Origin of the sequence: Mucilaginibacter gracilis (assembly GCF_003633615.1) — a bacterium.
GTDB classification, from domain to species: domain Bacteria; phylum Bacteroidota; class Bacteroidia; order Sphingobacteriales; family Sphingobacteriaceae; genus Mucilaginibacter; species Mucilaginibacter gracilis.
This window is the reverse complement of sequence record NZ_RBKU01000001.1, coordinates 3758749-3781564: the sequence shown is the minus strand read 5'-3', so window position 1 is coordinate 3781564 and position 22816 is coordinate 3758749. Positions and strand designations below refer to the sequence as shown.

Sequence of the window (22816 nt, the reverse complement as noted above, 5' to 3'; positions counted from 1 at the left end):
ATGAGCATACTAAAAAAAACGAGGATAGCCGAAATATGTAAGGAGTTAAACGGCTTAGAAACCCAAATAGAGGCCCTGTATGATGTTAACCCCTTGGATGAAGATTCTACAATGGCCCTGCTTACCGCGATGAAACATATCGTATCGGCTACAGCAATTTTAACAGCAATTAATAAATAAAAAAGGCCCTTGCAGGGGCCAATTCAATAATTAAAAACTCAAAATCAAAAGTATGAAAACAGCAGAGAAAGCGCAACTGATTGAACGGCTAAAATTAGCCATGCAAGAAAGCGGACTAAGCAACAACAAGTTTGCCGAACGCCTGGGCATTACCAAAGGCATGATGAGCCAGGTATTGAATAACTGGGAGGCCGATAACATTGTAGGCGAAAACACCTGGAACCTGATTATTAAGTACCTGGGCAATAACGATGATTACAAGTTTGTAGGCACCGAAAACCTGCAAAAGGCTTTGGATGCCTGTACTGCCGCTTACACGCACAAGGTATTTGTGCCGCTTATTGGTGACGGTGGTTATGGTAAATCAATCGGTTTGGAGTACTACAAACGCCATCAGGAACGTACCCAGGGCCACAAGGTTTATTACATCAACTGCGAAAGTGTTAACACCCGCAAGCAATTGAATGCCCTTTTGTTAACGGCGGTTGGCGTTTCTACCGATGGTACTTACAAACAACAAATTTTAAAGATAAAAACCACACTGGATAAGCAAGATTGCTTGGTGCAGATAGACGAAATATCGGCCCTTAAAGATCATTTGGTGGTGGCTGTAAAAGACTTAATGACGGCCTTAAAAGGTACCTGCGGTATTGTACTGGCCGGTACTCCATACTTTATCAATAACCTGCTAAAGGGAGCCAACAAAAACAAACACCTGTTTAGCGAAACGCTCGACCGCCTGTTTATGGTTCACTATACCATGAGCGCGCCAACTGATACCGAGGCCGAGCGCATTTTTATAGCCAATGGCCTAAGCGGCGAAGCCCTCAACATTGTAATGGGCCGTGTTAAAACACAAGCCATGAAGCCGTTTCACTGGCGTTCAAAAGTAACGTTCCGTGGCATATCCGATAGCCTAACCGCTATTAAAATAGCCCTTAGCGACAACCTGATAACTGCACCGCAAACCTTTAGCCTGTAAGTTATGGACACTAAAACACGCAATAAAAAGCTACAGCAATTGCACGTAATGCTTATAAAGCTTGGTGCAATTGACTGCAAAGGCGACTTACTGAGTGACTATAACGTAACCAGTAGCCGCGATTTAACCGATAAAGATTTGGACGCTTTATTAAACCGGGTGCAAGCCGGTGCGGCTAACCGCTATAGCGATGATCCGAAAATTAAGGCCTGGCGCAGTAACGTGTTGGTGAACCTTACTAAGTACGGTATTTACTCAACACCTGCCGACTGGAAGCGTGTAAACCATTTCCTTATGGATAAAAGGATAGCGGGTAAGCTGCTCTATGAAATGAGCGTACCCGAAATGCAAGCCCTGTGTAAAAAGCTGATTGCTATGGCGAAAAACCGCCAGGAAAAGCAATTAAGCGAGATATACCAGGCGGTGCATAACTGATTTGATGAACAAAAGACTACATAAAAAACAAGTTAACCATTACCTAAGGGTGCTCGCTGTTCAGGAGATATACTACGCCAATGATGGCCGGACAAACAAGTGGATATATGAAAACGCTGTTAAGCCCCGCTTTATCACCATCAGCCGGAGTACATACTTCAAGTACTTAGCCATAAACGCAAAAGGTAAACTAAAAGAGTTGGAGAATGAAAAAAATCAAGCTAAAACTAACCAGGGATGAGTTAAGCAACCTTGCCCATTTTATTGAATTTTCATTGCATCGTGAGCAATTCCGCGAAACAAAAACCGATGCGAGTAAACTCGTAATGGCAACGTTAGCCGAGTTACTGGTGTGGCTAAATAAGGTTTGGGATATGTTTCAAACCGAATACAAGTTTAGCATTTCCATACCTCACGGCCTGGCCCTTTTAGAGTACTGCCAAAATGAACGGTGCAAGATAGCTTCCACCAGTGCCATAACCATCAACAAAGTAATAGGAATTATACACCAAAAAACCAATTGAATATATGGAAATACACCTTATTGACGCACTACGCGCCCATGAAGAACTATGTATGATTTCACTTATCCCTTTCGTGGATAAAGAACCTACAAACGAGGCTAAAATGATCTATAAAGAGATGATTGAAGCCCAAAACGAACGCAAATTATTACAATCTCAAATAGTTAAAAATTAAGAAAATGAATATTAACGTAGACCATCTAACAACCGAACAATTAGAGGCGATATTAAAAGACCGCCATGAAAAAAACGTAGCCGCCGCCAACGCCAAACGTGCAGCGTATGAGCAATTAAAGGAAGATACCATTGTGGAGTTATCCCTTGAAGCTATTGCCCTGGGTGCCACCCTTGAATTATTTAAAAGCAAGGTGTTTAATAGCCTGGGCACCCTGTACGAATTATTGCAGGAATACAGCAAACGCCACAGCGATGGTAAAGGCAACTTTACTATAGAAAGCCGCGATGCCATGTATAAAATTGAGTTTAGCCGCCAAACGCTGGGCCATTTTGACGAACGGGCCGACCAGGCCGAACGCCACATGATAGACTTTTTAAACAGCCAGTTTTCGGGCGACGAAAAAACCAAAAAGTTTATTATGCAGATACTGGAACGCAGTAAGGATAAGCTTGATGTAAAGCAGATACAAAAGCTTTACGCGATGGAAAACGACTATCAGGATTCCAATTGGTTAGAGGGCATCAAGCTGTTTAAAGAAGCCTGGACACCATCCGAAACTAAGGATTACACCCGCTTTTGGGTTAAGGAAAACGGCGCGTGGAAAGCAATTAACCTCAATTTTTCATCTATAGTAGTAGCCCTTTCAACATGTGTAAAGTAGATATTTTTTGCGCCAACTGCGGCGCAACCATCCTGCTGGATGAATCAACCGAGTGCGAAATATGTAAGGATACCCTTTGCCCTGATTGCATTTGCGAGGCTTGCGAACGCGAGGTGCAACTGGCACATAAAGAAATGGCCGAGCGTGCCGAACCGGCAAATTAAAACCCGACTGGAAGTCACCCCCGGTTCGAGGCCGGGGCGGGTTCAATGGCAATGGTGCCAGGATAAACAAATTTAAAATATGTGGCCACAATACTTGGTAATCATATCTCACATACTTCAATGGGGAATTAGCCTTGCAAAACATGGCGAAAAAAAAAGCGGTCAATATAACTTTTTTGGAGCCTTAATAGGCTCTGCAATTACCCTATGGATATTATATGAGGGCGGCTTTTTTGCAAGATTATAACCCGACTGGAAGTCACCCCCGGTTCGAGGCCGGGGCGGGTTCAAAATATAAAACAATTAAAAATGATTACAGAAACGAACACAAAAAAGCTATTGGAGGTACTCACAAATGTATTCCCAGGCAGCCCGGCTAAAACCAATAACAAAGCCGGTGGCGGTGTTTACACCGCTACAATTATGGTAAGCAGTTTAGGGAAATTGGAGTTGAGCGCTTTAGACCAATTAGGTGTTTTGTGTGGCGCAATTGACATTAAACCGATAAGCGAAAAAGTAATATCAATCCGCTTTAGCTAATCAGAATATGAAATATATCATGATTAACCAAAAGATGGATAACGGCATGGTCGCCAAAATGCCAATAATATTTCCAAACCTATTAGTACATGCTGATATGGCCGAGCTCTGCCTTGACCTGGTTAAAAAGATGTGGCCGGACAAGGAATGTACAGTTGTAAACGCCGGTGAAATAAGTGTGCGAGATGTAATGACCGGCAGCGAAAGCACTACGCTAAAACTTAGGGCTCACCCACTGGATGGGCGCATCATTTCAATGATAGACTATCAATTTATGTATCCCGACTTCAACTTAAAACCATGACACCCGAACAAAAAGAAAAGCTAAAAAAGATTTACGAGCTCGTTAAGCGCGGTAGTACCGAGGGCGAGAGAGCTGCCGCCGAAAAGGCATTGGATAAAATGCTTGAAAAGTACAACATGAAAGGTGTTGACCTGGATTCGTTGGATATGGATTGGTACGGCCTGAGCTATACTACCGATTTGGAATTAAGCTTAATGGAACGGTTGATAAAAACCATGTTGGGCGACTATCCAAAGGATATTGGCCGGATGCAGAAAGGGAGCAAAACGATCCACATGCGGGTAACTTACTTTGATTACATCACGGTATCATCTGCATACGAGTACTTCCGGAGGCACATGAAATTACAGTGGCAAAAGTTTGCGGCCCCGCATGTGGCTAAATGCCGCACTACCAAAACCAAAAACGCCCGGCGCAAGCAGTTGCAGGATGTGTTTTTTAACAAATATGCCATTGCAAGCAATTTTTACAAACCCGAAGAATTACAGCCGGTGGACTGGGATAGCTTACCCAAAAAAGAGCAACAAGATTATATCAAGCTGCATAAAGTTGAGGGCGGTACATACAATGTGCAAGTAACTAACGGGCTGCTATTAGAAAAGTAGTCATGTAAAATACAAAGGTATGGCACACGATAAGGCACCTACCGCAAGGCAAGGCCCGGAAGTTAGTTCCCAACCTTTAATGTAACCCGGCTTGGAGCATGCACCCGTTCGTTTCGGGTGCCGGGTTCCCACTAAAACAATTAAAATGAATTATACAAACAAACAGTCATTCGCCCAGGGCGATAAGGCTATCATTACAACAACGTATCGAACCAACCGCACCACTTTTAGGCCCGGCAAAGTTATCAAGGTAGCCGATGTTGAACTAAAGCAAGGCGAATGTGAAGCATGGTTAGGTATTAAAACATGGGTTGAGAGTATTCGCCAATATGTATGGTTACCTGCTCACGTACTCGAAAAATGCTAATCATATTCTTAGCTGCTTTTATAAGCTGCTTTTACCGCAAACCAAACTATTAAAATCATTCAAAATGGCAAAAAACGCAGGCGTAAGCGATATAGAATCGTGGAATTTCGTCGAATTAGACTTACCCCCGGAGTGGAAAGAACACCTGGGCGACTTATGCGAGAACTTTAGGATACACATTGAAGGCCCGGCCAAAAATGGTAAAACCGAGTACGTGTTTCAATTGTGCCAGGCACTTTGTGAGCATGTAGGCAAAGTAAACTTTAACAGTACCGAACAATACAAAACACGTGGCTTTCAAATGGCTTTTAAGCGCAATAACATGGGCCGCTTTAAAGGCAAATTTAGCCTTGCCGACCGTACACAAAGCAAATTCCCGGCATGGTTTAAAAAACTACAGGGTAAAAGCATCGGTAAAATTATCGTTTTAGATAGCACCAATTACATGGGCCTAACCTTTGCCCAGTGGTGTGAGCTTAATGATCGTTTCCCTCACAAGTCAATCATACTAATCTCGTGGAAAGGCAACCCCCTGGGCAAGCAGCTTGAATTTATGATGGATGCCATTATAGAGGTTAGCGGCTTCCAGGCTAAGGTAGTTAGCCGCTTAGGCGGCGGTAAAACCTGGGATATATGGCCCGAAAAAATAGCCGAATTAAAACAACTAAAGAGCAGTAAAAACAAACCCACTAACCAACCACAACTATTTTAAAATTTTAAATCAATAAACATTATGTCAACAGCAACAACAGAAATTAAACCACTTAGCAAAGATGCTATTGTTAGCAGGTGCTTAAACATGGTAACCGACAACCAATATTCATTATTGAATACTAAAAACCCAAAGGAAATACGCCGTTTTGAATACAATGTTGCCTTTTATGGCGGCATAGCTAAATACCTAACGGAAGTTCAGGAGCCGAAGGTAATCAATATCAATATCCAACATCTTGTAAAGGAGATTGTAACTACAAATTTTGCCTCTGTAGATGCTGAAAGGGAGTTAACCGAGATGTTGTTAAGGGTTGTTAAAAACGCAGAAGCAAATATTTAAGCCATGAAACTTTACAAAAAGAAAGTAATTCAAAGAATAGATAATAAGCCGTACCTCATCAGGTATAGCTTGTTTACCTGCCGGTGGTTTGCTGTAAAGGTTCACAATATCATACTGAGTGATTTTGAGTGTCAACATGACCATCCCTGGGCGTTTGTTACCATCCTTTTAAAAGGCGGTTACGTTGAGTACACCCAAACCGGCAGCAAGGTATACGGGCGCGGATCAGTATTGTACCGCCCTGCCGAAAGTCTGCACAGGTTAGAAATTCATCAACCCGTTTGGTCGTTGGTCATAACCTTTAAAAAGGTTAGGCAGTGGGGGTTTTTAACACCTCGCGGCTGGATTAAATGGTTTGATTATTCGTCAACCGATAGTTGTAAATAACCAATTAAACACCATTTAAACAGCCCAAATGAAACGTAACGAAATAACAGAAGCCAAACACCTGAAGCTTGGCGACAGGTTTTACAAACAAAGCGATGCCAAAAAAACAGTACTGGAGCTTGTAGCCGGTAAGCCTGATAAAACGCATAATGTTTTTGCGCGCGAACCGCATAAACGATACCCCGAACCGCTAAAGCGCGATACCAAAGTGGTGTTTTTAAGGCACGGTATCATATTTAGCTAACCCGTTATGGTAACGCCCCGGTTCGATTCCGGGACGGGTACATGAAATATCAATTTAAAAACAAAGTTAAGGTGTTCCGCAAATGGGATGGCTCCAACTGGTTAGTGTCGCTCCAATACCAAGAAGCGCCCGGCATGGATAAGTTTGCTACGGGTGTCTTTTATAGTGAAGATTTTGCAAGTGTTAAACACATGCTTCAAACGGCCATTGCAGAGTTACACTTTGCAATATTTATGAACGTAGACGAATTATAATAATGAAAACAGAAATAATTACATGCGATTTGTGCGAGTGCGTTTTAGAGCAAAAAAAGCTGTTTGGTATCACTTTTTACTCGGTTAAACGGCAATTAAACGGTATTCTTTGGAGGTTTACCTATTCGCCCGGCGGTTGGGGAAGTGCCACACAATACCCGTCATTTAGCGGCGAGGTTTGCGATGAATGCTTTGCGCATTATAAAGAACAGGTAAAGCAATTCAACAGCATGATGGATACCCGCAAAGGAATCAACAAAACCAAAATCCTATTTCAAAACGACAATCAGAAACCCTCAATAGACTTTGAAAACCTACACAATAATATTTAACCACGAAGTATGGCACATCTGCCAGGCATGCGGCGAGGAGTACGATGCGCGCGCCTGGATGAGCTGCCCTGTATGTCGCGCTAAACCTTTTAATAATGAGATATAACCTTGTTAACCTTTGGTATCAAACCCCAAACTGCCTTTACAATTTTAAAGGCCGCATACCCGAAACAATAGTGAACGGCAAGGCCGTTTGTTTCCCCTTGTCAATTTTTAAACAAGCGTTTGGCTTTGACCTGCCGCCGCAATCAATAATTACCCAGGAATGAAAAACACACCAACATCCAGCGATAGAAAGCGGTTAACGTATGCTGATCTGCTTGAATTTAAACAGAAAATGGAAAGTGCAAAGATTACGCCCCAGGACTGGCCCGGTAATGCTGTGGTTTACGAAGCTAAGGACGTGCCCGGATTATATCGTGTGGCTTATCCGATGCCGCGCCGCAAATTTGTTTTTTGCCCCGCTTGTGATATGGAAAAACGCGGCGCAAAAGGTTTATTAATGATACCCCATAACTGCAACGTTTATGAATAGATACTTAATAACAAGTGCCCGGTTTGATGGCGAGATGGAATTTCGTTTTGATGCCGATGGTAATCTCAAATATTTTGAGAACCGTGCCGCCATGACGGATGAGATGTTGGCGTATTTGTACAAGTGTTTCCCTTTTAACCTGCAACTTTTGGGCGACCTATGCAAAAGTACAACAACATTGCGGATGGTGCAGGTAACCGTACAAGTAACGTTTAAGGAGTTTTACGATGCCTACGGTTACAAAGTTGGCAATAAGGGCCGCGCCGAAAAGCTGTTTAATGCCCTAACCCATGCCGAGCGTTACCTTGCAATGGAGGGTATAGCCAGGTATAAGGCTTGGTTAGCCGCTCACCCACGCACGGATATGTTATACCCCGAAACGTATTTAAGCCAACGCCGTTGGGAAAATGAATTACCAAAATAAATTATATTTGAAAAGTATATCACAAATGAAAAAACTACTATTTATTATTTTAGCTTTTAGCCTGGTAACCCCGGCAGATTCACAAAAGCGGTACAAACGCTGGCCTACCTGCATGGGTAAAACGCCATGCCATGCCTGTAAAAATTGCAAATACTGCAAGTTTTGCCACAAAAACGGCGGCGTATGCGGTACTTGTTTAAAAAAGGGAGCCAAACCAAAACCACAATTAACCGAGCGCGATACCGCTCTTTACAAATAACAGCATGAAAAAAATATTTAAAATAGTACTTGCCATTTTTGCCGTTTACCTTTTATCTGTAGGTGTATTTATGATATTTCGCAATAAAAGCGTGATGCCTAAAACTGAACGGTTAAGCGTTGTTAAGGACACCGTAAAAGAGTACGAAAACCACAAGAATGCGGCTTATATCATTTCTAAAAACTACGTGAGCGAAAAACTTTCACACGCAACATCAACAAGTTTTCCGTTTTTACCTACTGATGTTAAAAGTGATCCTGTTAAACAAAATTACATGGTTTATTCGTATGTCGAGGCTGAGGTTGACGGTTCTAAAATAAAGCGCGAATATCATATGATAATGCATTTCAATGGCGGTGATGAGGCCAATGATAACAACTGGACAATTAACGCGTTGAATTTTAATTAATCATGACACAAACACAAGCAATATTTAAAGCTATAAGCGAACTGAATAAGGTTTGCGCAAATAAAACATTTGAGGTTGGCGATAGGCAAAACATCGACCTTAACTTTAAACCAGGTACCGAAGCTTTGGTAATGGTAGGTAGAGAGCCATTAGACGGTTGGGGGGACTTTCAAAACCTGCCGCTCCGCTTTACCTTTGAGTTTACCGAGGCCCCGGACGAATGGCGCATTGTTGATCCGTTTGAGTCTTTGGATATTGAGGCTATAGAAAGGAAGTATCAAAATGATAAGATTTGTTGATGTTTCACAAGCAATGGCTCCAGGCCTTGAAGTTGAGGAGCCTGCGTTTAGTTTTTTTGACACGGTGATTGACAGGTACGTTGATTTAGCCGGAGAACAAGTTTTTGATAGCGTTGATGACTTGCGAGAGGCACACCGGATAGAAAACGGGTATCCTTACAAGGTGGATATAGAAAGATTGATTAGGCTAATACCTGGTGACTATTTCACCCAATTCCAAAATAAGTAAGAAGCCCCTTTCGGGGCTTTTTTTATAAACTAAATCTACTCTTTATTTCGCCGCTTATACCCAGTTCGTCAACCTCACCGGCAGCGTAACGGCCTTTTGCCTTGCCGCTTAGGTTATCCATTTCGGTGGTGTAGTTGATGATGTGATATTTAAAATCGGGCGTGTACGATGGGCTTTCGTGTCCCCTGGTTAAACTGGTGTAATGCCTGCCGGTAACGGTATCTAAAACATCCTTAACAAGGCCATACCAAATAATTTGTTTAAGGCCCTGGGTGCGGCGGGGGCTTATGCTGCTTGCCGATGGTGCAATCTCTGGTATGCAATGGAAACTTAACGTTGTGGCATTAACCCACAATAGGCCCTGCTTCATGGGCACAATAGAGTAATCCATAAAAACAGCCGGTAACGTAAATTCAAAAAACTCCGGGTGTTCGGGTTGGCCCATGTAAAAATCAATAAACGGTGCTTTTAACCCCGCACCGGTAAACAAAGCTTTTTTACTTTCAAACTTTGCTATCACATCTTCAAATAACTGATCCATATTTAACTGTTTAAGTACTGTTTAATTATGCAGCCTGTTGGGCGGCTTTAACTATCTCGTTAGCCATTAACCGCTCAAGGCGGCGGTTTAAATAGGCCGAATTGCCCATGAAACGCCTTCGCGGCATGTTAATTTGCATTTTGCGGGTAAAGGCCCTTACCTGCACTACACCCGTTTGCTGTTTAACATACCGGGCCGTGCGCGCTCCGGGCCTGCTAACTTCTTCCACGCTGTTTTGCTTGCGGGTGTAGGCCTTAACGTGCTGGTTAAATTTAAACCGCCCCCCGTCATTATGCATTTGCGCGTAGGGTACATCGGTGCCAATAACTACCAGGTCGGCACGGGCTATAATTTTGCGCACACTGCGAAACAGCCGTCCGGTATCAACCAGTATACCCCGGCCCTTACGGGATTTACGGCCCCAACTTTCGGCCTTGCGTTTTTTCCATGGCTCGGTACTGTTATCAATCCAGTTTTGTTGCCTAAAACGCTCCTTGCTAAAGGCCACAGCTTCGGCGGCTATCAGGTTGGGGAAGCGGTCAATTGCCCGGCTAACATTGGCAAGCAGCCTTATAAATTGCGCGGTTTCGGGTATGTCCATTAGCTGTAGCTTGTTTCTAAATTCCTGATGGTGCGCTCAATCAAATCCGAAACCCATTTTTCAATGTCCTGGGCATTCATCCCTTTAAGGCCCGGCGTGTTTGCGGCGTTAATGCTGCCAACAATCTCTTTGTTAAAGTTTACGGTAATGTTATGTACCTGCTTGCTGCCGCCTGTTATTTTGTTTTCGCTGTCGGCTTCTAATTTATTATCCTTTTTAACAGGCTTTGTAGTTGTTTTTTTACCTGTAAAGGCATCCTTTGTGCCTGCCGCAGCCGGTGCGCTAACATTGGCGGCAATAGAATCGCTATAGCCCTTGTTAAATGCTTTGGTTATGCCGCCGCTCATAATACTGGTTAAGGCTGCGGCTCCCTGGTTTAAGCCCTCTTTTACCAGGGCCGGGTTAAGAGTAAAAGCACCAAGCAGGGTTTTACCGAACCCTACAACCAAGTCCATTAATATTTTAGCAACCTCAATAATGCCCATGATACCGGCCCTGAACTTTTCGCAATGGTCGTATGCATAAATAAACCCGGCAACCAGGGCACCTATCGCCATAATAACCAAGCCAATTGGGTTAGCATCCAAAGCCACGTTAAGCAACCATTGTGCTGCCGTTAATGCATAAGTAGCTATCGTTAGCCCGGCTGTGGCTATGCCATTTAAAACCAGTGCCCCGGTATAAACTAAAACCGAAGGGTATAGTACCGCAAGTGCTGCGGCAGCAATTCCTATACCCATTGCCAGGTCTTTAATAATCTCAAATGTTTTATTTACAACCTTGCCGCAGTTTAACAGGGCATCGCCAACGCTGTTAATTATGGGTAATGCTGTTTCTCCGATAGTTTCAAAAGCAATACCTATCTTATTCAAAATAATATGCCAGCTATCGGTGCTTTGTGTGGCGTTTTTGTATGAATCATCAAGCTGTCCGGCACTATTAGTTGTAAATTTTATAATGTCGTTCAATTTTCCAGTGTCCTTTAATAGAATAGTTAATGCCTCGTGACTTTCATTATCTAAGCCCAAACCTCCGAGTATTGAATTTTTCTTACGGTCTGATAATCCATCGAGCCTGTGTTTAACTAAATCAATGATCTGCACAAGTGGTTTCATTTTACCTTGGGTGTCATAAACTTGTATTCCTATATCTTTAAAGTTTTTGGTTACTGTTGGGCTTGCCAATTGTTTAAACATGTTCATTAAAGTAGTTGTTGCTTGTTCCGGTTGCAGGGTGTCCGTTAGGTAAGCCCAGGCTCCCGCTGTTTCTTGTAATGAAAAACCTGCCGCTGTCGCATTGGCGACTATTTTAGGCAGGTAATTAGCTACGTTTTTAAAATTAGCATTACCCTTATTTACTGTAGCATAAACTACGTCCCAAACGGTTTTGATACTTTCGCCAGATGCGTTCATTACCGAAACGCCAGCCGTGGCCGCAGTTTCTACATCTGTAAAGCCTGCTTTTGCAGCACGCAACGTTGGCTCTAACGCCTCCATTGATTGTTTTACAGTTAAACCCGCAGATAAAATTCGGTTAAAGCCGTCGCCAACTTGTTCAAATGGTGCAACATTTCGCCCGGCAATCTCTTTTAGTTCATCTGATATTTTTTTTAGCCCTGCCGGGGTCTCCTGGGCGGTTACGTTAATTTCGGCCATCTTGGCCTCCCAGTTTAAAGCTGAGTTGGCGGCATTATAATAAGCCCCTCCTAAAGCCAATACTCCTGCCGTTAGCAAAGCATAAGGGTTAACAAGCATTTTAAGCGCATTGCTCAAGCCTGGTATTTGGCTTTCCATAGCCGAGAACGCTTGTGTTTGCGATGTTTTTAAGCTGTTAAACTGCTCTTTCATCGCCGATACGTTATCATTTACGTATTGCCTGGCCCGGCCCATTCCGGCCTTAATTCGGTCTTTCAGTTCTAAGTACAGCGATACTCTCGCGCTTCCATCCATATTTTATATTTAAAAATTATACTATCTTTGTTTCAGATCAGAGCGTGTTATGCACTGCTTTGGACTTTTAAGGCTATCCTTCGGGATGGCCTTTGTTATTTTACAATTTTATCAAGCTTGTAAACCGTAGCCTTACCCTTGCGTAGTACCGTTATGGTGCGGCCTTTCAGTTCCTCGGCCCGGTTTTTATAACTATTGTACACCTGGTCTTTTATGGCCTTTTTAATCCGGGCCGGTTTGGTATCATTACTTACCGCTATGGTTACATCCTGCGCCTGTTTCAAACCTTTACGCACCTGCATTTTTAATGAGTTTACCGTGCCCTCGTGGTTGGTTTTAAACTCGTTGGTGCGCCCGTTAATTTTGGCATCGGCATTAAGCTTGCTTTTAACCAGGCTATCCGGCAACGTCATTTTGCGCAAGGCTAACTGGCTTGGGCTGTTCGGGTCAATGCTCGGCATCAGGGTAACCATATCGCCCCGGTCGGCATAAAACTTAGCTATGGCTAAATTGTCTTTTAGCTCACCGGCACCGTGCAGGTTGCTAACCCATACCGAGCCGCCTTTATCACTGCTATACTGCCGGTCGTATATAAACGGGTTGTTGTTATCCGCAGCTTGCAAAATATCATCGGGCACGTGTTCAAAGTACGGGTGATCCGGAGGGAACGCTAACCCCTCCTTAGCCAGGTTGCGCCTAAACATAGGCGGTACATCGGTAGGCGTTACAATTTTGCTTTGCGGTGTTTCTTTTGCATTACCCGCATCAATGGCATCGCAACGGCAACGCCAGCCGTTAGGCGGGTAATACAGGCTCCAAAACGCATCGGTAATTTTACGGATGATACCGTCGAGCTCCTGGTGCGATGGCCTTACGCGGCTATCACCTACGGTTTGGTATTTCAGTAACTTAACCTCGTCGGCAATGTACTGCACCCAACGTGCCGCCATTTGTGCGCTGCCTATGCCTGTATCATATTCGGTTTTTAAGTTGCGTACATTGTAATCTCCGTTAATGCGTTCAACAATGCTTTTAAACTCGCCCCAGGGCGTAACCTGGTTGCCGGTTTGTAGTGCCAGGCTTGCGGCCTTTAACTCCTCATAGTTTTTTGCAAAGCTGAACTGCCACACCTGTTTTTCAATGTGGCTGTACATTTCAAAATCGGGCGTGTCAAAATCAAGCTTCGGAAACTCCTTGCCAAAACCCTTTAAAATAGCCTGGCTAATAACGGTTGCAACTTTACGTGCCGATTTTAGATCAATGTTACCGGCCTGTAACTTACCACTGTATAGCTGCGCACAAATCCGCTTTATATCCGGCCCGAAAAGATCACTTAACTTTTCTTCATCGGCGGCAGCATCGGGGTATTTATTACCCCCGCAGCGTGGACACACGCACGAATACATTTCATCAAGCTTGCTTTTTGGTATATAGGCAATAGGCTTGCGCCCCGGCAGCGCGGGGCTTAGTCGAAAAAAGAGGCTGCGGGTTTAGGTTTTTTGCCTTTAACTGGTGGCTCCTTTACCGGTGGCTCATTTTCGGGCGGCTCATCGGCAGGCTCTTCGTTTGGTTTAACGCCACCTGGTTTGGTAGGTAGCGCGGCAACTATCTTTTTAACGGCATCAACCGGCATGTTAAAGGTTTTGCTTATCCAGTCGATAGAAATATCAAAATATTGCAGGCCCTGGAAAACGATAGTCCAGTGATCCATCAAGGACAGGTCAAACGATTTCGGGAATACAAAAGTTCTCTTTTCGGGAATAGGCCAGCCCCAGGTGCGCATTAAGGGTATAAGCTTATCGTTAACTAAAAACGAAAACAATAAGCGGTCTTCTGATGCTATCTTATCATCCAGGTTACGCTCGTGTACTTCGCTTTGGCTCCGGCTGCTGCCGTTATCGGTTGCCATTGTGCCGCCTACAATAGGTTTGCTTATTTCGCTGTTGCATCGGTTTATCTGTGCATCGTAAACCTGGTAACTATCCTTACCTGCAAATGGTGTTACGTTGATGCTTGTACCGGCAGGTAATACAGCCCTTGCGCTTTCGCCCAGGGCCTCCAAAAGCTGTTCAAGCTTATCGAGGTCGCGGTCGTTGGTTTTGCTTGTGGTGGCCGTTACTAAAGGCATGCCAAACTTTTCAGAAAACTCGGCCCAGCTTTGTTGCGCGTTACGCTTCCAAATCAGTTGCGGTATAATGTCGTTCATTAAACCCAGGTCGTCGGTTTCGCCTACTTCAATAATTCTGTTTTCGTAACCTCCGGTGGTATAGTCTATACCATCCTGATCCATAACCGATAGTACAATAACCTTTTTATTGGGCAGCACATTGCGGCGCGGCACAATTTTAAATTCCATTGTGGCCGGGTTAATGAGTTCTAAAAGCGTGTAACCCTTTTTGTGTACGGTTAAGGCCTTTTTCATAAACTGGTAAAACCAATTGCTTTGAAACAACTTTGTAGTTTCTTTATCAACCTCGCCCGTTGCATCGTCTATTAATTCAAAGTTATAACCCAGGGTAGCGGCGAAGCGTAATATAAACTGGCTCTGAAAGTGCCCGTCTGTTTCCAAATCATCATACAAATCCTGCAACAAGTACCTGCGTGGAAAAATCACATCGAGTGCCGACCGCAACGCATTGCGCCAGTCGTCAATCATTTTACGATTGAGGTTTTTGTATTCGGTAATTATTTTACCTATTATCGTTTGCCCGTCTAACTGCTTATATTTTGGTTGCCCTATGGCACTATAAACGCGGCCAATACGGGCGTTGTGGTGAATTAAGTGTGATGCAGGTGTGTATATTCTTTCTTGCATTAATAATTGATTTTAAACGGGGCTTAAACGGGTTGTTTGTTAATATTTATTGTTGTTAGGACGGCGCGATACAATACGGAAGTCTGCCGGGTAATCTTCGGCGGTTTTTTCGGGCATATCTCCGCCGCCGCCCTCGCCCTTACCATCGCTTTTCATCCACTCCAAAGCATCGTTATACCTGGCCGACCGGGTTTCGGGAATTTTACCCGCCGCTACGCCCGTCCACAAGTGGTAAAGCATAATGTCAATTACTGTCATTACAATGAACGGATCGCGTAAATCGGGCTGGCCGTCCACAGCGGGTGCAAACATGACGTCCATATCATATCGTTTGGCTAACTTTTTTTTCATTTGACTGATAGCGGTTCGCTCAGCCAGTGCTAATTTTGTTTTGTCTTCAGTTCCGTCCAGTAAGTCTAAAATTTCCTCCCTGGTCGAAAGCGTGTAATCATTATCTTGTATAAATCCTGCCATGTTAATACCTGTTCTTTTGTTTGCTAATTAATTTCTTCCTGCTTGTTACCCTTGTTTTATCGGTTCGCTCCACCCGCATTATGGTTTGTAATTCGTGTATGGTCATTTCGTCGGCATCGGGTGCATCATCATGGCTGTTGTAGCCCGGTTCAATACCGAATAGCTGGGCGTTAGCCACAGTCATATCGTTATCATACCTTTCTGATTGTGAATATTTGATGCGCTTGCGCTGATAAAGCGGGTGCATGGTGAGTATTCTCAAATACTTATCCATTCGTGAGCGTTCAATCACCCGGATGTTTAGCGAGTAGCCATATTCCTCCTCCATATCTTCCAGGGCATCCTCAACCGGCTTTTCCCAAAATTGCTTTTCAACCATCCAAACAACCTCGGCACCGCTTTGCGCCGCCTTTTCGCTATACTCATACATGAAAGCAATTGGTGCCGACATTTCGGATTGCTTGCAGAATTGTTTTACCTTCCACAGATCGCGGCCATGCAACCCCCAAACTGGCACCGCATTAAAATCGTTGTTGCCTGAGTAAGCCACATCCCACACACCTGCCAAAACCTCAAAGTGGTCTAAATCGGGCCGTTTCGCCCATTCAATCATTTCCGATTTAAAAATATCGCCCTCAATTACACCGTCATTATTGTATTCGGCGTTGGCGGCAATGGTGCCTAACTCTTCCTCAACTTCCTGGTAATATTCGGGCGTGTACTTACTTGCCCATGCCGGTTTATAGGTTATCGGGTCGTAAGCGTTTACGCGTTGCAGCCACCACTTGGGTTTTTTCTTACCGGTAATGTGGAGTTTCTCCAACATGTTTTGGATGGTTACCGGGGCAAAGTCGTTGTTAGGGTGCAGGTAGCGGCGGCGCGGCCCGTCCATCGTTGGCAATAAATCCTGCTCAATCCATTTAACAATTTCCTTTTGGCGTTTCGGGTTTTTGGCGGTTTCCCTGTCTTCCAAATCATCACAAACAATATAATCCGGGCGGCGGCTCCTAAGCCTTAAACCCCGTGGGCTCTGGCCCATGCCCAGGGCTTTAGCCACAAAACCGTTTTTGGTACGGAAGTAACCTTTAGTCCAGTCGCCTTTGCTGATCTGTTGCCCGTAATCATGTATAATGCGCGGGTTGGCTTCAAACTCGGCTTGCAAGTCGCTCAATAAAATACATGCCTTATCATAGTTGTTGCCAACCAAAACCATGTAAAATATATCATCGTTTATCCATAACCATAGTGGTATAATAAGATCACACCACACGGATTTAGCCAGGCCCCGGCCCCAACGAACCAGGGCTTTAATGGTAGGGTTTAGCTTAACCATTTCGGCTAACTGTAATTGAAACTCCGCGCACTCGGCACTGGCATACTCTTTTAGGTAATATTCAACCATTGCGGCGGGGTTACCTTTTAAGTAGGTTTTCCGTTCGGCAGCTTCGGCAGCGGTTTCCCAAGGGTTTGCCGCCGCCCCGTTGCGTATCATTTCAAGCTTGGCCCGGTAAGCCTCTTGTACTTCTTTGTCAAACCTTTTCATTAATTGTACCGGCTTGCCACTTTGTTTAAATGCTGTTCCTGAAAGTCAATGGTTTGGAGATAAAATTTTTCGTTCCATAGTCTTAGGGCCATAAAAATCTCCTCCATAACCTTCATGTATTCCGGGAATGATATTTTGCTTTCTTTTTGGAGGCCTGAGCGTGTTTTGTTCCACATGATTACGCCATTATCGATAGATGCGAGGTTTTTTCTGATCTGTTGAATGGTGTTTACAATCAGGTTCTTTTCAACTATATCCGTAGTCTTTTCTAACTCGCTCTCGGCTTTTTTTAATTGTGCGGCAAGGTTTATCCTATCCTCGCATAAGCCGTTTATCAACTGGTTTATGTTTTCTACACCTACCTCAGCATTGCTAACTTTTGCATTGCGCTGCTCTTTCCAGTTCTCCTCCGGGTCGTTTATCCACTTGCTTAAAGTCTGTTCCGAAACATCAATTAATTCCGCAATCTCTTTGGCCGTCTTTCCTAAATCCACATAGTAATTCCGGGCTATCGAACGCTCTTTCTTTTTTGCCATACACACGTATTTAGGCCAAAAGTGTAGCAAAAAACAAGTTTTAAAGCGGCGGTGTCAGGTGTCCGGACGGTTTAGTCTACACACCGGACGGAAGTTTTGAAAGGCCTTTTTGCTGCCCTACACTTGTGCCATTAACAGCACGAATGGTGTACTAAATGATGTTTTCATGGTTAAATTTTAATTGGTTTTTTAAGTGGTAAAAATTGAGATGCAGGCCGATAAGGCTACGGTTTGGATATACGCTTACGTTGGAGATTGTGACTTTAACGGCCCTGCTTTTCAATTGCTAATTGATGACCTGGTGCAACGCGGCGCAAGCGAAGCACTTATTAAATTTCACTGCTATGGCGGTGTTGTGTTTGATGGCAACATGATAGCCAACACTATTGAAAACTCACCTTTCCCAATAGATATTTTAATCGTTGGGGTGTGCGCAAGTATGGCGGCAATATTGATGCTCAAGGCACGCAAAATATCAATCGTTTCAAACGGGTTTGTGATGATACACACGCCGAGCGGTTTTTGCGATGGTAACGCCGAGGCTCACTTATCAACAGCAAAACTTTTACAATCCATGCAGGGTCAATTTGCAATTGACCTGGGTACGCGTACCCGCAAGGATGCAACATATACAGCTAAATGGTTGGACGGACAAGATCATTGGATAGATGCCGGTGAATGCCTGGCAGAGGGACTTGTTGATGAAATCGTACCAGTCGCTACAGATGCCCCAGAGCCGTTGACCGTTGAGGCGGTTGCAACGCTCGGGGCTAAAGCTGTTTTTAACCGCTTCAAGGCATCACTTGAAGCCCCCAAACCCAACAATAAAAAGACGATGGATAAACAAAGAACTATTGATAAGTACAATTTGACCGGTGTAACGGCTGATAGTACGGATGAGCAGGTAGAAGCTGCTTTAGAGGCGCATGTTAAAAGTATTACCGACAGTGCAACCAAAACAGCCGATGAGGTTATTGATGCGATGGTGGAGGCTTTAGGCCCGGATGTTACGCCAACTGCAAAGGCAAGCTACAAAGCCGTTGGTAAATCCCTGGGCGTGGCAACTTTAAAAAGCATTATAGGCGAACATAAGCCTTACGCGGCCATTACCGATGTGCTTAAAAGCTTTCAGGCGCAACCAAAGGACGATACCGGCACGGCAGGTTGGGACTGGGATAAGTACCAAAAGGAAAACCCTAAAGCCCTGGTAGCCCTTGAAAAAACCGACCCTGCAACATTTAAAAAGTTGTACACCGCCAAATACGGTAAAACACCGGGCGCGGAAAAATAAGCGCACCGATCAGAAATAAACATTTTAATTTTTAAAAATAGATGAATAGATTTTTTTTAAGGAAGGTTTTACGCCTTTTGGTTTATTATACGCCTCTTATCACACGGGCGTTTATGGGTGCAATTACCATGCTTTTTGGCGTGTTTTGCGCTATGATAGTTGGCGGTGTGCCTTTAATTGGTGCCGCTGCCGGCCTGGCCTTTTTCGCCCTGGCTTATCGGTTTCGCCATAGTATGCCACGCGCTATTGCTATGGCCGGTGTGTATGTTGAGGTTTGGACGGGCGAACTGGTTAAGCAGTTTAACGAGTGGGAAGACGGTACCTTTTTAGATGGTATTTCCGACTATTCGCAGTACGCCGATAAGAACGTTATTCACCTGGTTGATGTTGGCGTTAACCCGGACGTGCTGATAAACAATACTACTTACCCTATTGCCGTGCAAAACCTGGGCGATGGTGACATTACCATTAGCCTGGATAAATACCAAACCTTAGCCACCAGGATAACGGATGATGAGCTTTACTCTATCAGTTATGATAAGATTGCTTTAAAGCGCGAACAGCACGGCGATGCCATTATGAACGATAAGTTTAATAAGGCTATACACGCTTTAGCACCGGCGGGTAATACTGCCAACACCCCGGTATTGATGACAACCGGCGCAGATGACGGCACAGGCCGTAAACGCTTAACCATGATTGACCTGGTTAACTTTAAAACCGCACTGGATAAATTGAAAGTGCCTAAAAAAGGTCGTCGCCTGGTGTTGTGTAACGACCATATTGGTGACTTACTATCCCTGGATCAAAAATTTCAGGATCAGTATACCAACTACACCGAGGGTATCATTTCAAAAACTAAGGGTTTTGATATTTACGAATACGTTAACTGCCCTTACTTTAACATCAGCACTAAGGCAAAATTAGCTTTCGGTTCTTTGCCGGTGGCGGGTACGCATAACGAGGCTTCGGTGTTCTTTTTGCCAAGCCGGATGTTTAAGGCTACCGGTACAACCAAAATGTACTTTAGCGAAGCGGCCATTAGCCCGTTAACACAGGAGAATTTAATCAATTTCCGTCACTATTTCATCGTGCTGCCTAAAAAGCAACAATGCATCGGTGCGATAGTTTCAGCCGCAGCATAACCGCAACATGGGAGCAAAGAAAGTTGTAACCCCACAGCCGGGACAAGGTATCCCGGCTGTGGTTGACCCTAATAAGTCGTTAACCGCCAGTAACAAGGCCGAAGCTGCCGCAGATGCTTTAACATTAAAAGCGGCCATAGCGGCTAAAGCAGCCAACGAGCAGGAACACAAAGACCAGGTGCAGACAGATGCAGAGGCGGCAATAATTGCCGACCAGGAAAAGGAAGCCGAGGCTAACGAACGCTTTGCGGCCATTGATTCGGATATGGCTTTGATTTACCAGTTGATGGACGATCACGGCGTTGACACCTTGTTTGAAAATTCTAACCAGGAATATTTTACCGCTTTAGATCGCGCCGTTTTAAGCGAGGGCGGCGATGTATCGCGTGTTAAAACCCACACTTTATAATGAATAAAAGAGACGGAGTATATATAGGCAAAGGCACCGTAGGGGCCGATGTTGTAAACTCAACCGATGGTATTTCGGCTATCCTGGCTTCAACCGGGGTAGCCCCTACGGGTTTAGCCTTGGGCGTAACCAAAAAGCTTACAGGTGTGAGCGATGCCGAAGCTGTTGGTATTAACGCCGCTTATGACACCACTAATGCGGTACGTGTTTACAGGCACATTACCGAGTTTTATCGTATGGCCGGTGAGGGCGTGATTTTATACCTCATGCTTTACCCGCAAACCGTGCTGCCGGTTGCCGCCCTGGGCGCAACGTACGCGCAAAAAATGATTGCCGATGCCAAAGGCGCAATTAAAAAATTTGGTTTGGCATGGAACCCGCCGTCTGATTATGCACCTGTGCAGTTGGATGGTATGGAAACAGCTATACGCAGTGCGATAGCTCCCATGCAAGCCTTTGCAGACTGGACAGATGCAACCTTTCGCCCGGTGCATACCATTTTGGAATGCCGGGGCTTATCGGTTGCCTCTGCCGCTGCGTTAGATTTAACGGCCTTAGTAGTCAATAGCCTGGCGGTACAATACCCACAGGTAACCTTAGCCATTGCCCAGGATTGGGACTTTGCCGATACGCAGGATGCTATAGGTAAAAAGTTTGCCGATATAGGTACGCTGATGGGCGCACTGGCCGGTAGGCAGGTGAACGAGAACCCCGGCGAAGTAGGCGCGGTTAATTTAACCGATGTTAAAAAAGGCAAGTGGTTAACAGCCGGTATATCAAGCCACATTAAAACGAGCGATATAGAGGCCGATTTAAGCCAGTGGGCTAACAAAGGATACTCCTTAGCCTGGGATTATCAAAGCGAATCGGTAAGCGGTTTCCGCTTTAGCGGCGACCCCGTTTGTGCGCCCGTAATTGAGGATGCAGATGGCAACCTGAACGAAAGCAGCATAAGCCTAAGCTGCACAAACGCCAAGATACGCCGCGCCCTGCGCGATGTGTATTTACCCAAAGTAAACTCGGTACAACAGGTTGACACCGCTACGGGCCTTCTGCCTATTGGCCGAATTAAAGCCCTGGAAGATTTAGGCAACGATGTGTTTAAGGGCCTTTCAGATGCAGGTATTATAAGCGGCGGTAATGTGAAAGTAGACCGGAACAGCAACCTATTATCAGGCACTAAAACGCTTGGCGTAAGCTTCAACTGGGTACCCGAAGGCACGATAGCGCAAATTAACGGAGTAGTAAACATCAAATCAACACTAAGCTAATGTCAACAATAAGAAAAGACGGTAAGGCCTACGATGGGGGCGATGTGAATGTTGATATACTTGGTGCAATTGCATACGAGGTTGAAGATATTTCTTACAACACTAAACAGGATCATCAATTAAATTACGCTTTAGGCAGTAATGAGCCGGTAACCTGGAGCCGGGGAAAAAAGGCTTACGAGTGTTCGTTAACCATAGCCATGACCGAGGGTATTCAATTTGAATCCATCGCGCCAAATGGCGACCTGATGGCGATACCACCCTTCCCCATCAACGTAAGTTTTGTAAACGAGTTTAACGCTATCGTTAACGATACCATTACCTGTAAGTTTCAGAACCAGGGCCGCGAAATATCGGGCGAAATGGGCTTAAAATTCAAGTACGATATGTTTGTACTTGGTATTTCCTACAATAACGCATAAGTAATTAACGCCCCTTATGGGGCTAAACCATAACTAAAACCAATTAAAAAGTGGATAAAAAAGAAACCAATACACTGATGCACTACGGTACAACAGATGCGCAAATTGAAGACTGGAAATTACTTTGGGGTAAAGACCAGGTGATGAAATGCGAATTACCATTAGACGATAATGGCGATGCCTTTTTAGGGGCGGTGCTTAAAGCACCTGATAGAAAGGTATTAGGCGAGTTTGAAAAATGGTCGGACAAGAATCCCGACAAGGCTAAAGAAATTATGATAAACGGTTGCTTTTTAACCCGTAAAGATGAGGTTAAAGCCAATGCCGGTTTATTCGCCGGTGCCTTTGATGCCTGCGCCCAGCTAATCCCTATAAGGAGAGCCATCCTAAAAAACTAATTGACCTTTGCCCGGCCATCCAGGATGTGCCGGGTGAAGATTACTATAGAAAACA

The 22816-nt window shown here is 44.5% G+C and carries 39 protein-coding genes; 31 read left to right on the top strand and 8 right to left on the bottom strand.

Going from position 1 to position 22816, the window contains the following annotated elements:
• The 25 genes from BDD43_RS16695 (at position 1) to BDD43_RS16590 (ending at position 9366) form a co-directional block, all read left to right on the top strand.
• Complete coding sequence (locus BDD43_RS16695) at positions 1-180, top strand: hypothetical protein (protein ID WP_121198747.1); 180 nt, start codon at positions 1-3, stop codon at positions 178-180.
• A gap of 52 nt (positions 181-232) precedes the next feature.
• Entirely contained in the window at positions 233-1162 is a 930-nt protein-coding gene (locus BDD43_RS16690) for an AAA family ATPase (protein ID WP_121198746.1), read from the top strand.
• A gap of 3 nt (positions 1163-1165) precedes the next feature.
• Complete coding sequence (locus BDD43_RS16685) at positions 1166-1597, top strand: hypothetical protein (RefSeq protein ID WP_121198745.1); 432 nt, start codon at positions 1166-1168, stop codon at positions 1595-1597.
• A gap of 4 nt (positions 1598-1601) precedes the next feature.
• Positions 1602-1838 (top strand): chitobiase/beta-hexosaminidase C-terminal domain-containing protein, encoded by a 237-nt coding sequence (locus tag BDD43_RS16680; RefSeq protein WP_121198744.1) that lies wholly within the window; start codon positions 1602-1604, stop codon positions 1836-1838.
• Entirely contained in the window at positions 1804-2121 is a 318-nt protein-coding gene (locus BDD43_RS16675; RefSeq protein ID WP_121198743.1) for a hypothetical protein, read from the top strand. Before BDD43_RS16680 ends, BDD43_RS16675 begins: the two co-directional genes overlap by 35 nt.
• A 4-nt stretch (positions 2122-2125) precedes the next feature.
• A complete protein-coding gene (locus BDD43_RS30120) occupies positions 2126-2296 on the top strand; it encodes a hypothetical protein (protein WP_162847094.1) in 171 nt (56 codons plus the stop codon).
• Between the two features lie 4 nt (positions 2297-2300).
• On the top strand, positions 2301-2960 hold the full coding sequence (locus tag BDD43_RS16670; RefSeq protein ID WP_121198742.1) for a DUF3164 family protein: 660 nt from the start codon (positions 2301-2303) through the stop codon (positions 2958-2960).
• Positions 2948-3124: a hypothetical protein gene (locus BDD43_RS30115; protein ID WP_162847093.1), complete on the top strand. Its 177-nt coding sequence runs from the start codon at positions 2948-2950 to the stop codon at positions 3122-3124. The genes BDD43_RS16670 and BDD43_RS30115 overlap by 13 nt, the downstream gene beginning before the upstream one ends.
• 309 nt (positions 3125-3433) lie before the next feature.
• Positions 3434-3664: a hypothetical protein gene (locus BDD43_RS16665; RefSeq protein ID WP_121198741.1), complete on the top strand. Its 231-nt coding sequence runs from the start codon at positions 3434-3436 to the stop codon at positions 3662-3664.
• 7 nt (positions 3665-3671) lie between these two features.
• Positions 3672-3968, top strand: a complete 297-nt coding sequence (locus BDD43_RS16660) for a hypothetical protein (protein ID WP_121198740.1) — start codon at positions 3672-3674, stop codon at positions 3966-3968.
• The gene (locus BDD43_RS16655) at positions 3965-4573 is read left to right on the top strand and encodes a hypothetical protein (RefSeq protein ID WP_121198739.1); all 609 of its coding nucleotides are present in this window, start codon (positions 3965-3967) and stop codon (positions 4571-4573) included. The genes BDD43_RS16660 and BDD43_RS16655 overlap by 4 nt, the downstream gene beginning before the upstream one ends.
• 145 nt (positions 4574-4718) lie before the next feature.
• On the top strand, positions 4719-4940 hold the full coding sequence (locus BDD43_RS16650; protein WP_121198738.1) for a hypothetical protein: 222 nt from the start codon (positions 4719-4721) through the stop codon (positions 4938-4940).
• Positions 4941-5004: 64 nt separating this feature from the next.
• Complete coding sequence (locus tag BDD43_RS16645) at positions 5005-5652, top strand: hypothetical protein (RefSeq protein WP_121198737.1); 648 nt, start codon at positions 5005-5007, stop codon at positions 5650-5652.
• A gap of 21 nt (positions 5653-5673) precedes the next feature.
• Complete coding sequence (locus BDD43_RS16640) at positions 5674-5994, top strand: hypothetical protein (RefSeq protein ID WP_121198736.1); 321 nt, start codon at positions 5674-5676, stop codon at positions 5992-5994.
• A 3-nt stretch (positions 5995-5997) separates the two neighbouring features.
• The gene (locus BDD43_RS16635) at positions 5998-6381 is read left to right on the top strand and encodes a hypothetical protein (RefSeq protein ID WP_121198735.1); all 384 of its coding nucleotides are present in this window, start codon (positions 5998-6000) and stop codon (positions 6379-6381) included.
• A gap of 28 nt (positions 6382-6409) precedes the next feature.
• Positions 6410-6625, top strand: coding sequence for a hypothetical protein (locus tag BDD43_RS16630; protein ID WP_121198734.1), 216 nt, complete (start codon positions 6410-6412; stop codon positions 6623-6625).
• A gap of 41 nt (positions 6626-6666) precedes the next feature.
• A complete protein-coding gene (locus BDD43_RS16625) occupies positions 6667-6879 on the top strand; it encodes a hypothetical protein (protein WP_121198733.1) in 213 nt (70 codons plus the stop codon).
• A 2-nt stretch (positions 6880-6881) separates the two neighbouring features.
• A complete protein-coding gene (locus BDD43_RS16620; protein ID WP_121198732.1) occupies positions 6882-7211 on the top strand; it encodes a hypothetical protein in 330 nt (109 codons plus the stop codon).
• Positions 7212-7306: 95 nt separating this feature from the next.
• Positions 7307-7480 (top strand): hypothetical protein, encoded by a 174-nt coding sequence (locus tag BDD43_RS30110; RefSeq protein ID WP_162847092.1) that lies wholly within the window; start codon positions 7307-7309, stop codon positions 7478-7480.
• The gene (locus BDD43_RS16615) at positions 7477-7746 is read left to right on the top strand and encodes a hypothetical protein (RefSeq protein ID WP_121198731.1); all 270 of its coding nucleotides are present in this window, start codon (positions 7477-7479) and stop codon (positions 7744-7746) included. Before BDD43_RS30110 ends, BDD43_RS16615 begins: the two co-directional genes overlap by 4 nt.
• Entirely contained in the window at positions 7739-8170 is a 432-nt protein-coding gene (locus BDD43_RS16610; RefSeq protein WP_121198730.1) for a hypothetical protein, read from the top strand. The genes BDD43_RS16615 and BDD43_RS16610 overlap by 8 nt, the downstream gene beginning before the upstream one ends.
• Before the next feature lie 25 nt (positions 8171-8195).
• A complete protein-coding gene (locus BDD43_RS16605; RefSeq protein WP_147425660.1) occupies positions 8196-8429 on the top strand; it encodes a hypothetical protein in 234 nt (77 codons plus the stop codon).
• A 4-nt stretch (positions 8430-8433) separates the two neighbouring features.
• On the top strand, positions 8434-8838 hold the full coding sequence (locus BDD43_RS16600; RefSeq protein ID WP_121198728.1) for a hypothetical protein: 405 nt from the start codon (positions 8434-8436) through the stop codon (positions 8836-8838).
• 2 nt (positions 8839-8840) lie between these two features.
• Positions 8841-9137 (top strand): hypothetical protein, encoded by a 297-nt coding sequence (locus BDD43_RS16595; RefSeq protein WP_121198727.1) that lies wholly within the window; start codon positions 8841-8843, stop codon positions 9135-9137.
• Positions 9121-9366 carry a hypothetical protein gene (locus BDD43_RS16590; protein ID WP_121198726.1) on the top strand — a complete coding sequence of 82 codons (246 nt, stop codon included), beginning with the start codon at positions 9121-9123 and terminating at the stop codon, positions 9364-9366. The genes BDD43_RS16595 and BDD43_RS16590 overlap by 17 nt, the downstream gene beginning before the upstream one ends.
• A gap of 22 nt (positions 9367-9388) precedes the next feature.
• On the opposite strand, the gene BDD43_RS16585 is transcribed toward BDD43_RS16590, so the two are convergent.
• From BDD43_RS16585 to BDD43_RS16550, 8 genes are all read right to left on the bottom strand, one after another.
• Entirely contained in the window at positions 9389-9907 is a 519-nt protein-coding gene (locus BDD43_RS16585; protein WP_121198725.1) for a hypothetical protein, read from the bottom strand.
• A gap of 25 nt (positions 9908-9932) precedes the next feature.
• The gene (locus BDD43_RS16580) at positions 9933-10508 is read right to left on the bottom strand and encodes a phage virion morphogenesis protein (protein ID WP_121198724.1); all 576 of its coding nucleotides are present in this window, start codon (positions 10506-10508) and stop codon (positions 9933-9935) included.
• The gene (locus BDD43_RS16575; RefSeq protein ID WP_121198723.1) at positions 10508-12457 is read right to left on the bottom strand and encodes a phage tail tape measure protein; all 1950 of its coding nucleotides are present in this window, start codon (positions 12455-12457) and stop codon (positions 10508-10510) included. The genes BDD43_RS16580 and BDD43_RS16575 overlap by 1 nt, the downstream gene beginning before the upstream one ends.
• Positions 12458-12552: 95 nt before the next feature.
• Positions 12553-13863: a phage head morphogenesis protein gene (locus BDD43_RS16570; protein ID WP_121198722.1), complete on the bottom strand. Its 1311-nt coding sequence runs from the start codon at positions 13861-13863 to the stop codon at positions 12553-12555.
• Positions 13864-13922: 59 nt separating this feature from the next.
• Positions 13923-15272 (bottom strand): phage portal protein family protein, encoded by a 1350-nt coding sequence (locus tag BDD43_RS16565; protein WP_121198721.1) that lies wholly within the window; start codon positions 15270-15272, stop codon positions 13923-13925.
• A 39-nt stretch (positions 15273-15311) separates the two neighbouring features.
• A complete protein-coding gene (locus BDD43_RS16560; protein WP_121198720.1) occupies positions 15312-15746 on the bottom strand; it encodes a phage protein Gp36 family protein in 435 nt (144 codons plus the stop codon).
• 1 nt (position 15747) lies between these two features.
• Positions 15748-17289 (bottom strand): hypothetical protein, encoded by a 1542-nt coding sequence (locus tag BDD43_RS16555; protein WP_121198719.1) that lies wholly within the window; start codon positions 17287-17289, stop codon positions 15748-15750.
• Complete coding sequence (locus tag BDD43_RS16550) at positions 17289-17825, bottom strand: hypothetical protein (RefSeq protein ID WP_121198718.1); 537 nt, start codon at positions 17823-17825, stop codon at positions 17289-17291. Before BDD43_RS16550 ends, BDD43_RS16555 begins: the two co-directional genes overlap by 1 nt.
• Before the next feature lie 193 nt (positions 17826-18018).
• Between BDD43_RS16550 and BDD43_RS16545 the strand changes: the two genes are divergently transcribed.
• Genes BDD43_RS16545 through BDD43_RS16520 form a run of 6 tightly spaced genes read left to right on the top strand, consistent with a single transcriptional unit; the run spans position 18019 to position 22761 of the window.
• Positions 18019-19116, top strand: coding sequence for an ATP-dependent Clp protease proteolytic subunit (locus BDD43_RS16545; RefSeq protein ID WP_147425659.1), 1098 nt, complete (start codon positions 18019-18021; stop codon positions 19114-19116).
• 41 nt (positions 19117-19157) lie between these two features.
• Complete coding sequence (locus BDD43_RS16540) at positions 19158-20261, top strand: hypothetical protein (RefSeq protein ID WP_211339684.1); 1104 nt, start codon at positions 19158-19160, stop codon at positions 20259-20261.
• A gap of 7 nt (positions 20262-20268) precedes the next feature.
• Complete coding sequence (locus BDD43_RS16535; RefSeq protein WP_121198716.1) at positions 20269-20670, top strand: hypothetical protein; 402 nt, start codon at positions 20269-20271, stop codon at positions 20668-20670.
• Complete coding sequence (locus tag BDD43_RS16530; protein ID WP_121198715.1) at positions 20670-21941, top strand: DUF2586 family protein; 1272 nt, start codon at positions 20670-20672, stop codon at positions 21939-21941. Before BDD43_RS16535 ends, BDD43_RS16530 begins: the two co-directional genes overlap by 1 nt.
• The gene (locus tag BDD43_RS16525; RefSeq protein WP_121198714.1) at positions 21941-22363 is read left to right on the top strand and encodes a hypothetical protein; all 423 of its coding nucleotides are present in this window, start codon (positions 21941-21943) and stop codon (positions 22361-22363) included. The genes BDD43_RS16530 and BDD43_RS16525 overlap by 1 nt, the downstream gene beginning before the upstream one ends.
• 50 nt (positions 22364-22413) lie before the next feature.
• On the top strand, positions 22414-22761 hold the full coding sequence (locus BDD43_RS16520; RefSeq protein WP_121198713.1) for a hypothetical protein: 348 nt from the start codon (positions 22414-22416) through the stop codon (positions 22759-22761).
• The last annotated feature ends 55 nt before the right edge of the window (positions 22762-22816 follow it).

What these genes read in the sequence shown, in the direction of transcription:
- BDD43_RS16695 (WP_121198747.1), top strand. Translation starts at nt 1, where the DNA reads ATGAGCATACTAAAAAAAACGAGGATAGCCGAAATATGTAAGGAGTTA.
- BDD43_RS16690 (WP_121198746.1), top strand. Translation starts at nt 233, where the DNA reads ATGAAAACAGCAGAGAAAGCGCAACTGATTGAACGGCTAAAATTAGCC.
- BDD43_RS16685 (WP_121198745.1), top strand. Translation starts at nt 1,166, where the DNA reads ATGGACACTAAAACACGCAATAAAAAGCTACAGCAATTGCACGTAATG.
- BDD43_RS16680 (WP_121198744.1), top strand. Translation starts at nt 1,602, where the DNA reads ATGAACAAAAGACTACATAAAAAACAAGTTAACCATTACCTAAGGGTG.
- BDD43_RS16675 (WP_121198743.1), top strand. Translation starts at nt 1,804, where the DNA reads ATGAAAAAAATCAAGCTAAAACTAACCAGGGATGAGTTAAGCAACCTT.
- BDD43_RS30120 (WP_162847094.1), top strand. Translation starts at nt 2,126, where the DNA reads ATGGAAATACACCTTATTGACGCACTACGCGCCCATGAAGAACTATGT.
- BDD43_RS16670 (WP_121198742.1), top strand. Translation starts at nt 2,301, where the DNA reads ATGAATATTAACGTAGACCATCTAACAACCGAACAATTAGAGGCGATA.
- BDD43_RS30115 (WP_162847093.1), top strand. Translation starts at nt 2,948, where the DNA reads ATGTGTAAAGTAGATATTTTTTGCGCCAACTGCGGCGCAACCATCCTG.
- BDD43_RS16665 (WP_121198741.1), top strand. Translation starts at nt 3,434, where the DNA reads ATGATTACAGAAACGAACACAAAAAAGCTATTGGAGGTACTCACAAAT.
- BDD43_RS16660 (WP_121198740.1), top strand. Translation starts at nt 3,672, where the DNA reads ATGAAATATATCATGATTAACCAAAAGATGGATAACGGCATGGTCGCC.
- BDD43_RS16655 (WP_121198739.1), top strand. Translation starts at nt 3,965, where the DNA reads ATGACACCCGAACAAAAAGAAAAGCTAAAAAAGATTTACGAGCTCGTT.
- BDD43_RS16650 (WP_121198738.1), top strand. Translation starts at nt 4,719, where the DNA reads ATGAATTATACAAACAAACAGTCATTCGCCCAGGGCGATAAGGCTATC.
- BDD43_RS16645 (WP_121198737.1), top strand. Translation starts at nt 5,005, where the DNA reads ATGGCAAAAAACGCAGGCGTAAGCGATATAGAATCGTGGAATTTCGTC.
- BDD43_RS16640 (WP_121198736.1), top strand. Translation starts at nt 5,674, where the DNA reads ATGTCAACAGCAACAACAGAAATTAAACCACTTAGCAAAGATGCTATT.
- BDD43_RS16635 (WP_121198735.1), top strand. Translation starts at nt 5,998, where the DNA reads ATGAAACTTTACAAAAAGAAAGTAATTCAAAGAATAGATAATAAGCCG.
- BDD43_RS16630 (WP_121198734.1), top strand. Translation starts at nt 6,410, where the DNA reads ATGAAACGTAACGAAATAACAGAAGCCAAACACCTGAAGCTTGGCGAC.
- BDD43_RS16625 (WP_121198733.1), top strand. Translation starts at nt 6,667, where the DNA reads ATGAAATATCAATTTAAAAACAAAGTTAAGGTGTTCCGCAAATGGGAT.
- BDD43_RS16620 (WP_121198732.1), top strand. Translation starts at nt 6,882, where the DNA reads ATGAAAACAGAAATAATTACATGCGATTTGTGCGAGTGCGTTTTAGAG.
- BDD43_RS30110 (WP_162847092.1), top strand. Translation starts at nt 7,307, where the DNA reads ATGAGATATAACCTTGTTAACCTTTGGTATCAAACCCCAAACTGCCTT.
- BDD43_RS16615 (WP_121198731.1), top strand. Translation starts at nt 7,477, where the DNA reads ATGAAAAACACACCAACATCCAGCGATAGAAAGCGGTTAACGTATGCT.
- BDD43_RS16610 (WP_121198730.1), top strand. Translation starts at nt 7,739, where the DNA reads ATGAATAGATACTTAATAACAAGTGCCCGGTTTGATGGCGAGATGGAA.
- BDD43_RS16605 (WP_147425660.1), top strand. Translation starts at nt 8,196, where the DNA reads ATGAAAAAACTACTATTTATTATTTTAGCTTTTAGCCTGGTAACCCCG.
- BDD43_RS16600 (WP_121198728.1), top strand. Translation starts at nt 8,434, where the DNA reads ATGAAAAAAATATTTAAAATAGTACTTGCCATTTTTGCCGTTTACCTT.
- BDD43_RS16595 (WP_121198727.1), top strand. Translation starts at nt 8,841, where the DNA reads ATGACACAAACACAAGCAATATTTAAAGCTATAAGCGAACTGAATAAG.
- BDD43_RS16590 (WP_121198726.1), top strand. Translation starts at nt 9,121, where the DNA reads ATGATAAGATTTGTTGATGTTTCACAAGCAATGGCTCCAGGCCTTGAA.
- BDD43_RS16585 (WP_121198725.1), bottom strand. Translation starts at nt 9,907, where the DNA reads ATGGATCAGTTATTTGAAGATGTGATAGCAAAGTTTGAAAGTAAAAAA.
- BDD43_RS16580 (WP_121198724.1), bottom strand. Translation starts at nt 10,508, where the DNA reads ATGGACATACCCGAAACCGCGCAATTTATAAGGCTGCTTGCCAATGTT.
- BDD43_RS16575 (WP_121198723.1), bottom strand. Translation starts at nt 12,457, where the DNA reads ATGGATGGAAGCGCGAGAGTATCGCTGTACTTAGAACTGAAAGACCGA.
- BDD43_RS16570 (WP_121198722.1), bottom strand. Translation starts at nt 13,863, where the DNA reads ATGTATTCGTGCGTGTGTCCACGCTGCGGGGGTAATAAATACCCCGAT.
- BDD43_RS16565 (WP_121198721.1), bottom strand. Translation starts at nt 15,272, where the DNA reads ATGCAAGAAAGAATATACACACCTGCATCACACTTAATTCACCACAAC.
- BDD43_RS16560 (WP_121198720.1), bottom strand. Translation starts at nt 15,746, where the DNA reads ATGGCAGGATTTATACAAGATAATGATTACACGCTTTCGACCAGGGAG.
- BDD43_RS16555 (WP_121198719.1), bottom strand. Translation starts at nt 17,289, where the DNA reads ATGAAAAGGTTTGACAAAGAAGTACAAGAGGCTTACCGGGCCAAGCTT.
- BDD43_RS16550 (WP_121198718.1), bottom strand. Translation starts at nt 17,825, where the DNA reads ATGGCAAAAAAGAAAGAGCGTTCGATAGCCCGGAATTACTATGTGGAT.
- BDD43_RS16540 (WP_211339684.1), top strand. Translation starts at nt 19,158, where the DNA reads ATGAATAGATTTTTTTTAAGGAAGGTTTTACGCCTTTTGGTTTATTAT.
- BDD43_RS16535 (WP_121198716.1), top strand. Translation starts at nt 20,269, where the DNA reads ATGGGAGCAAAGAAAGTTGTAACCCCACAGCCGGGACAAGGTATCCCG.
- BDD43_RS16530 (WP_121198715.1), top strand. Translation starts at nt 20,670, where the DNA reads ATGAATAAAAGAGACGGAGTATATATAGGCAAAGGCACCGTAGGGGCC.
- BDD43_RS16525 (WP_121198714.1), top strand. Translation starts at nt 21,941, where the DNA reads ATGTCAACAATAAGAAAAGACGGTAAGGCCTACGATGGGGGCGATGTG.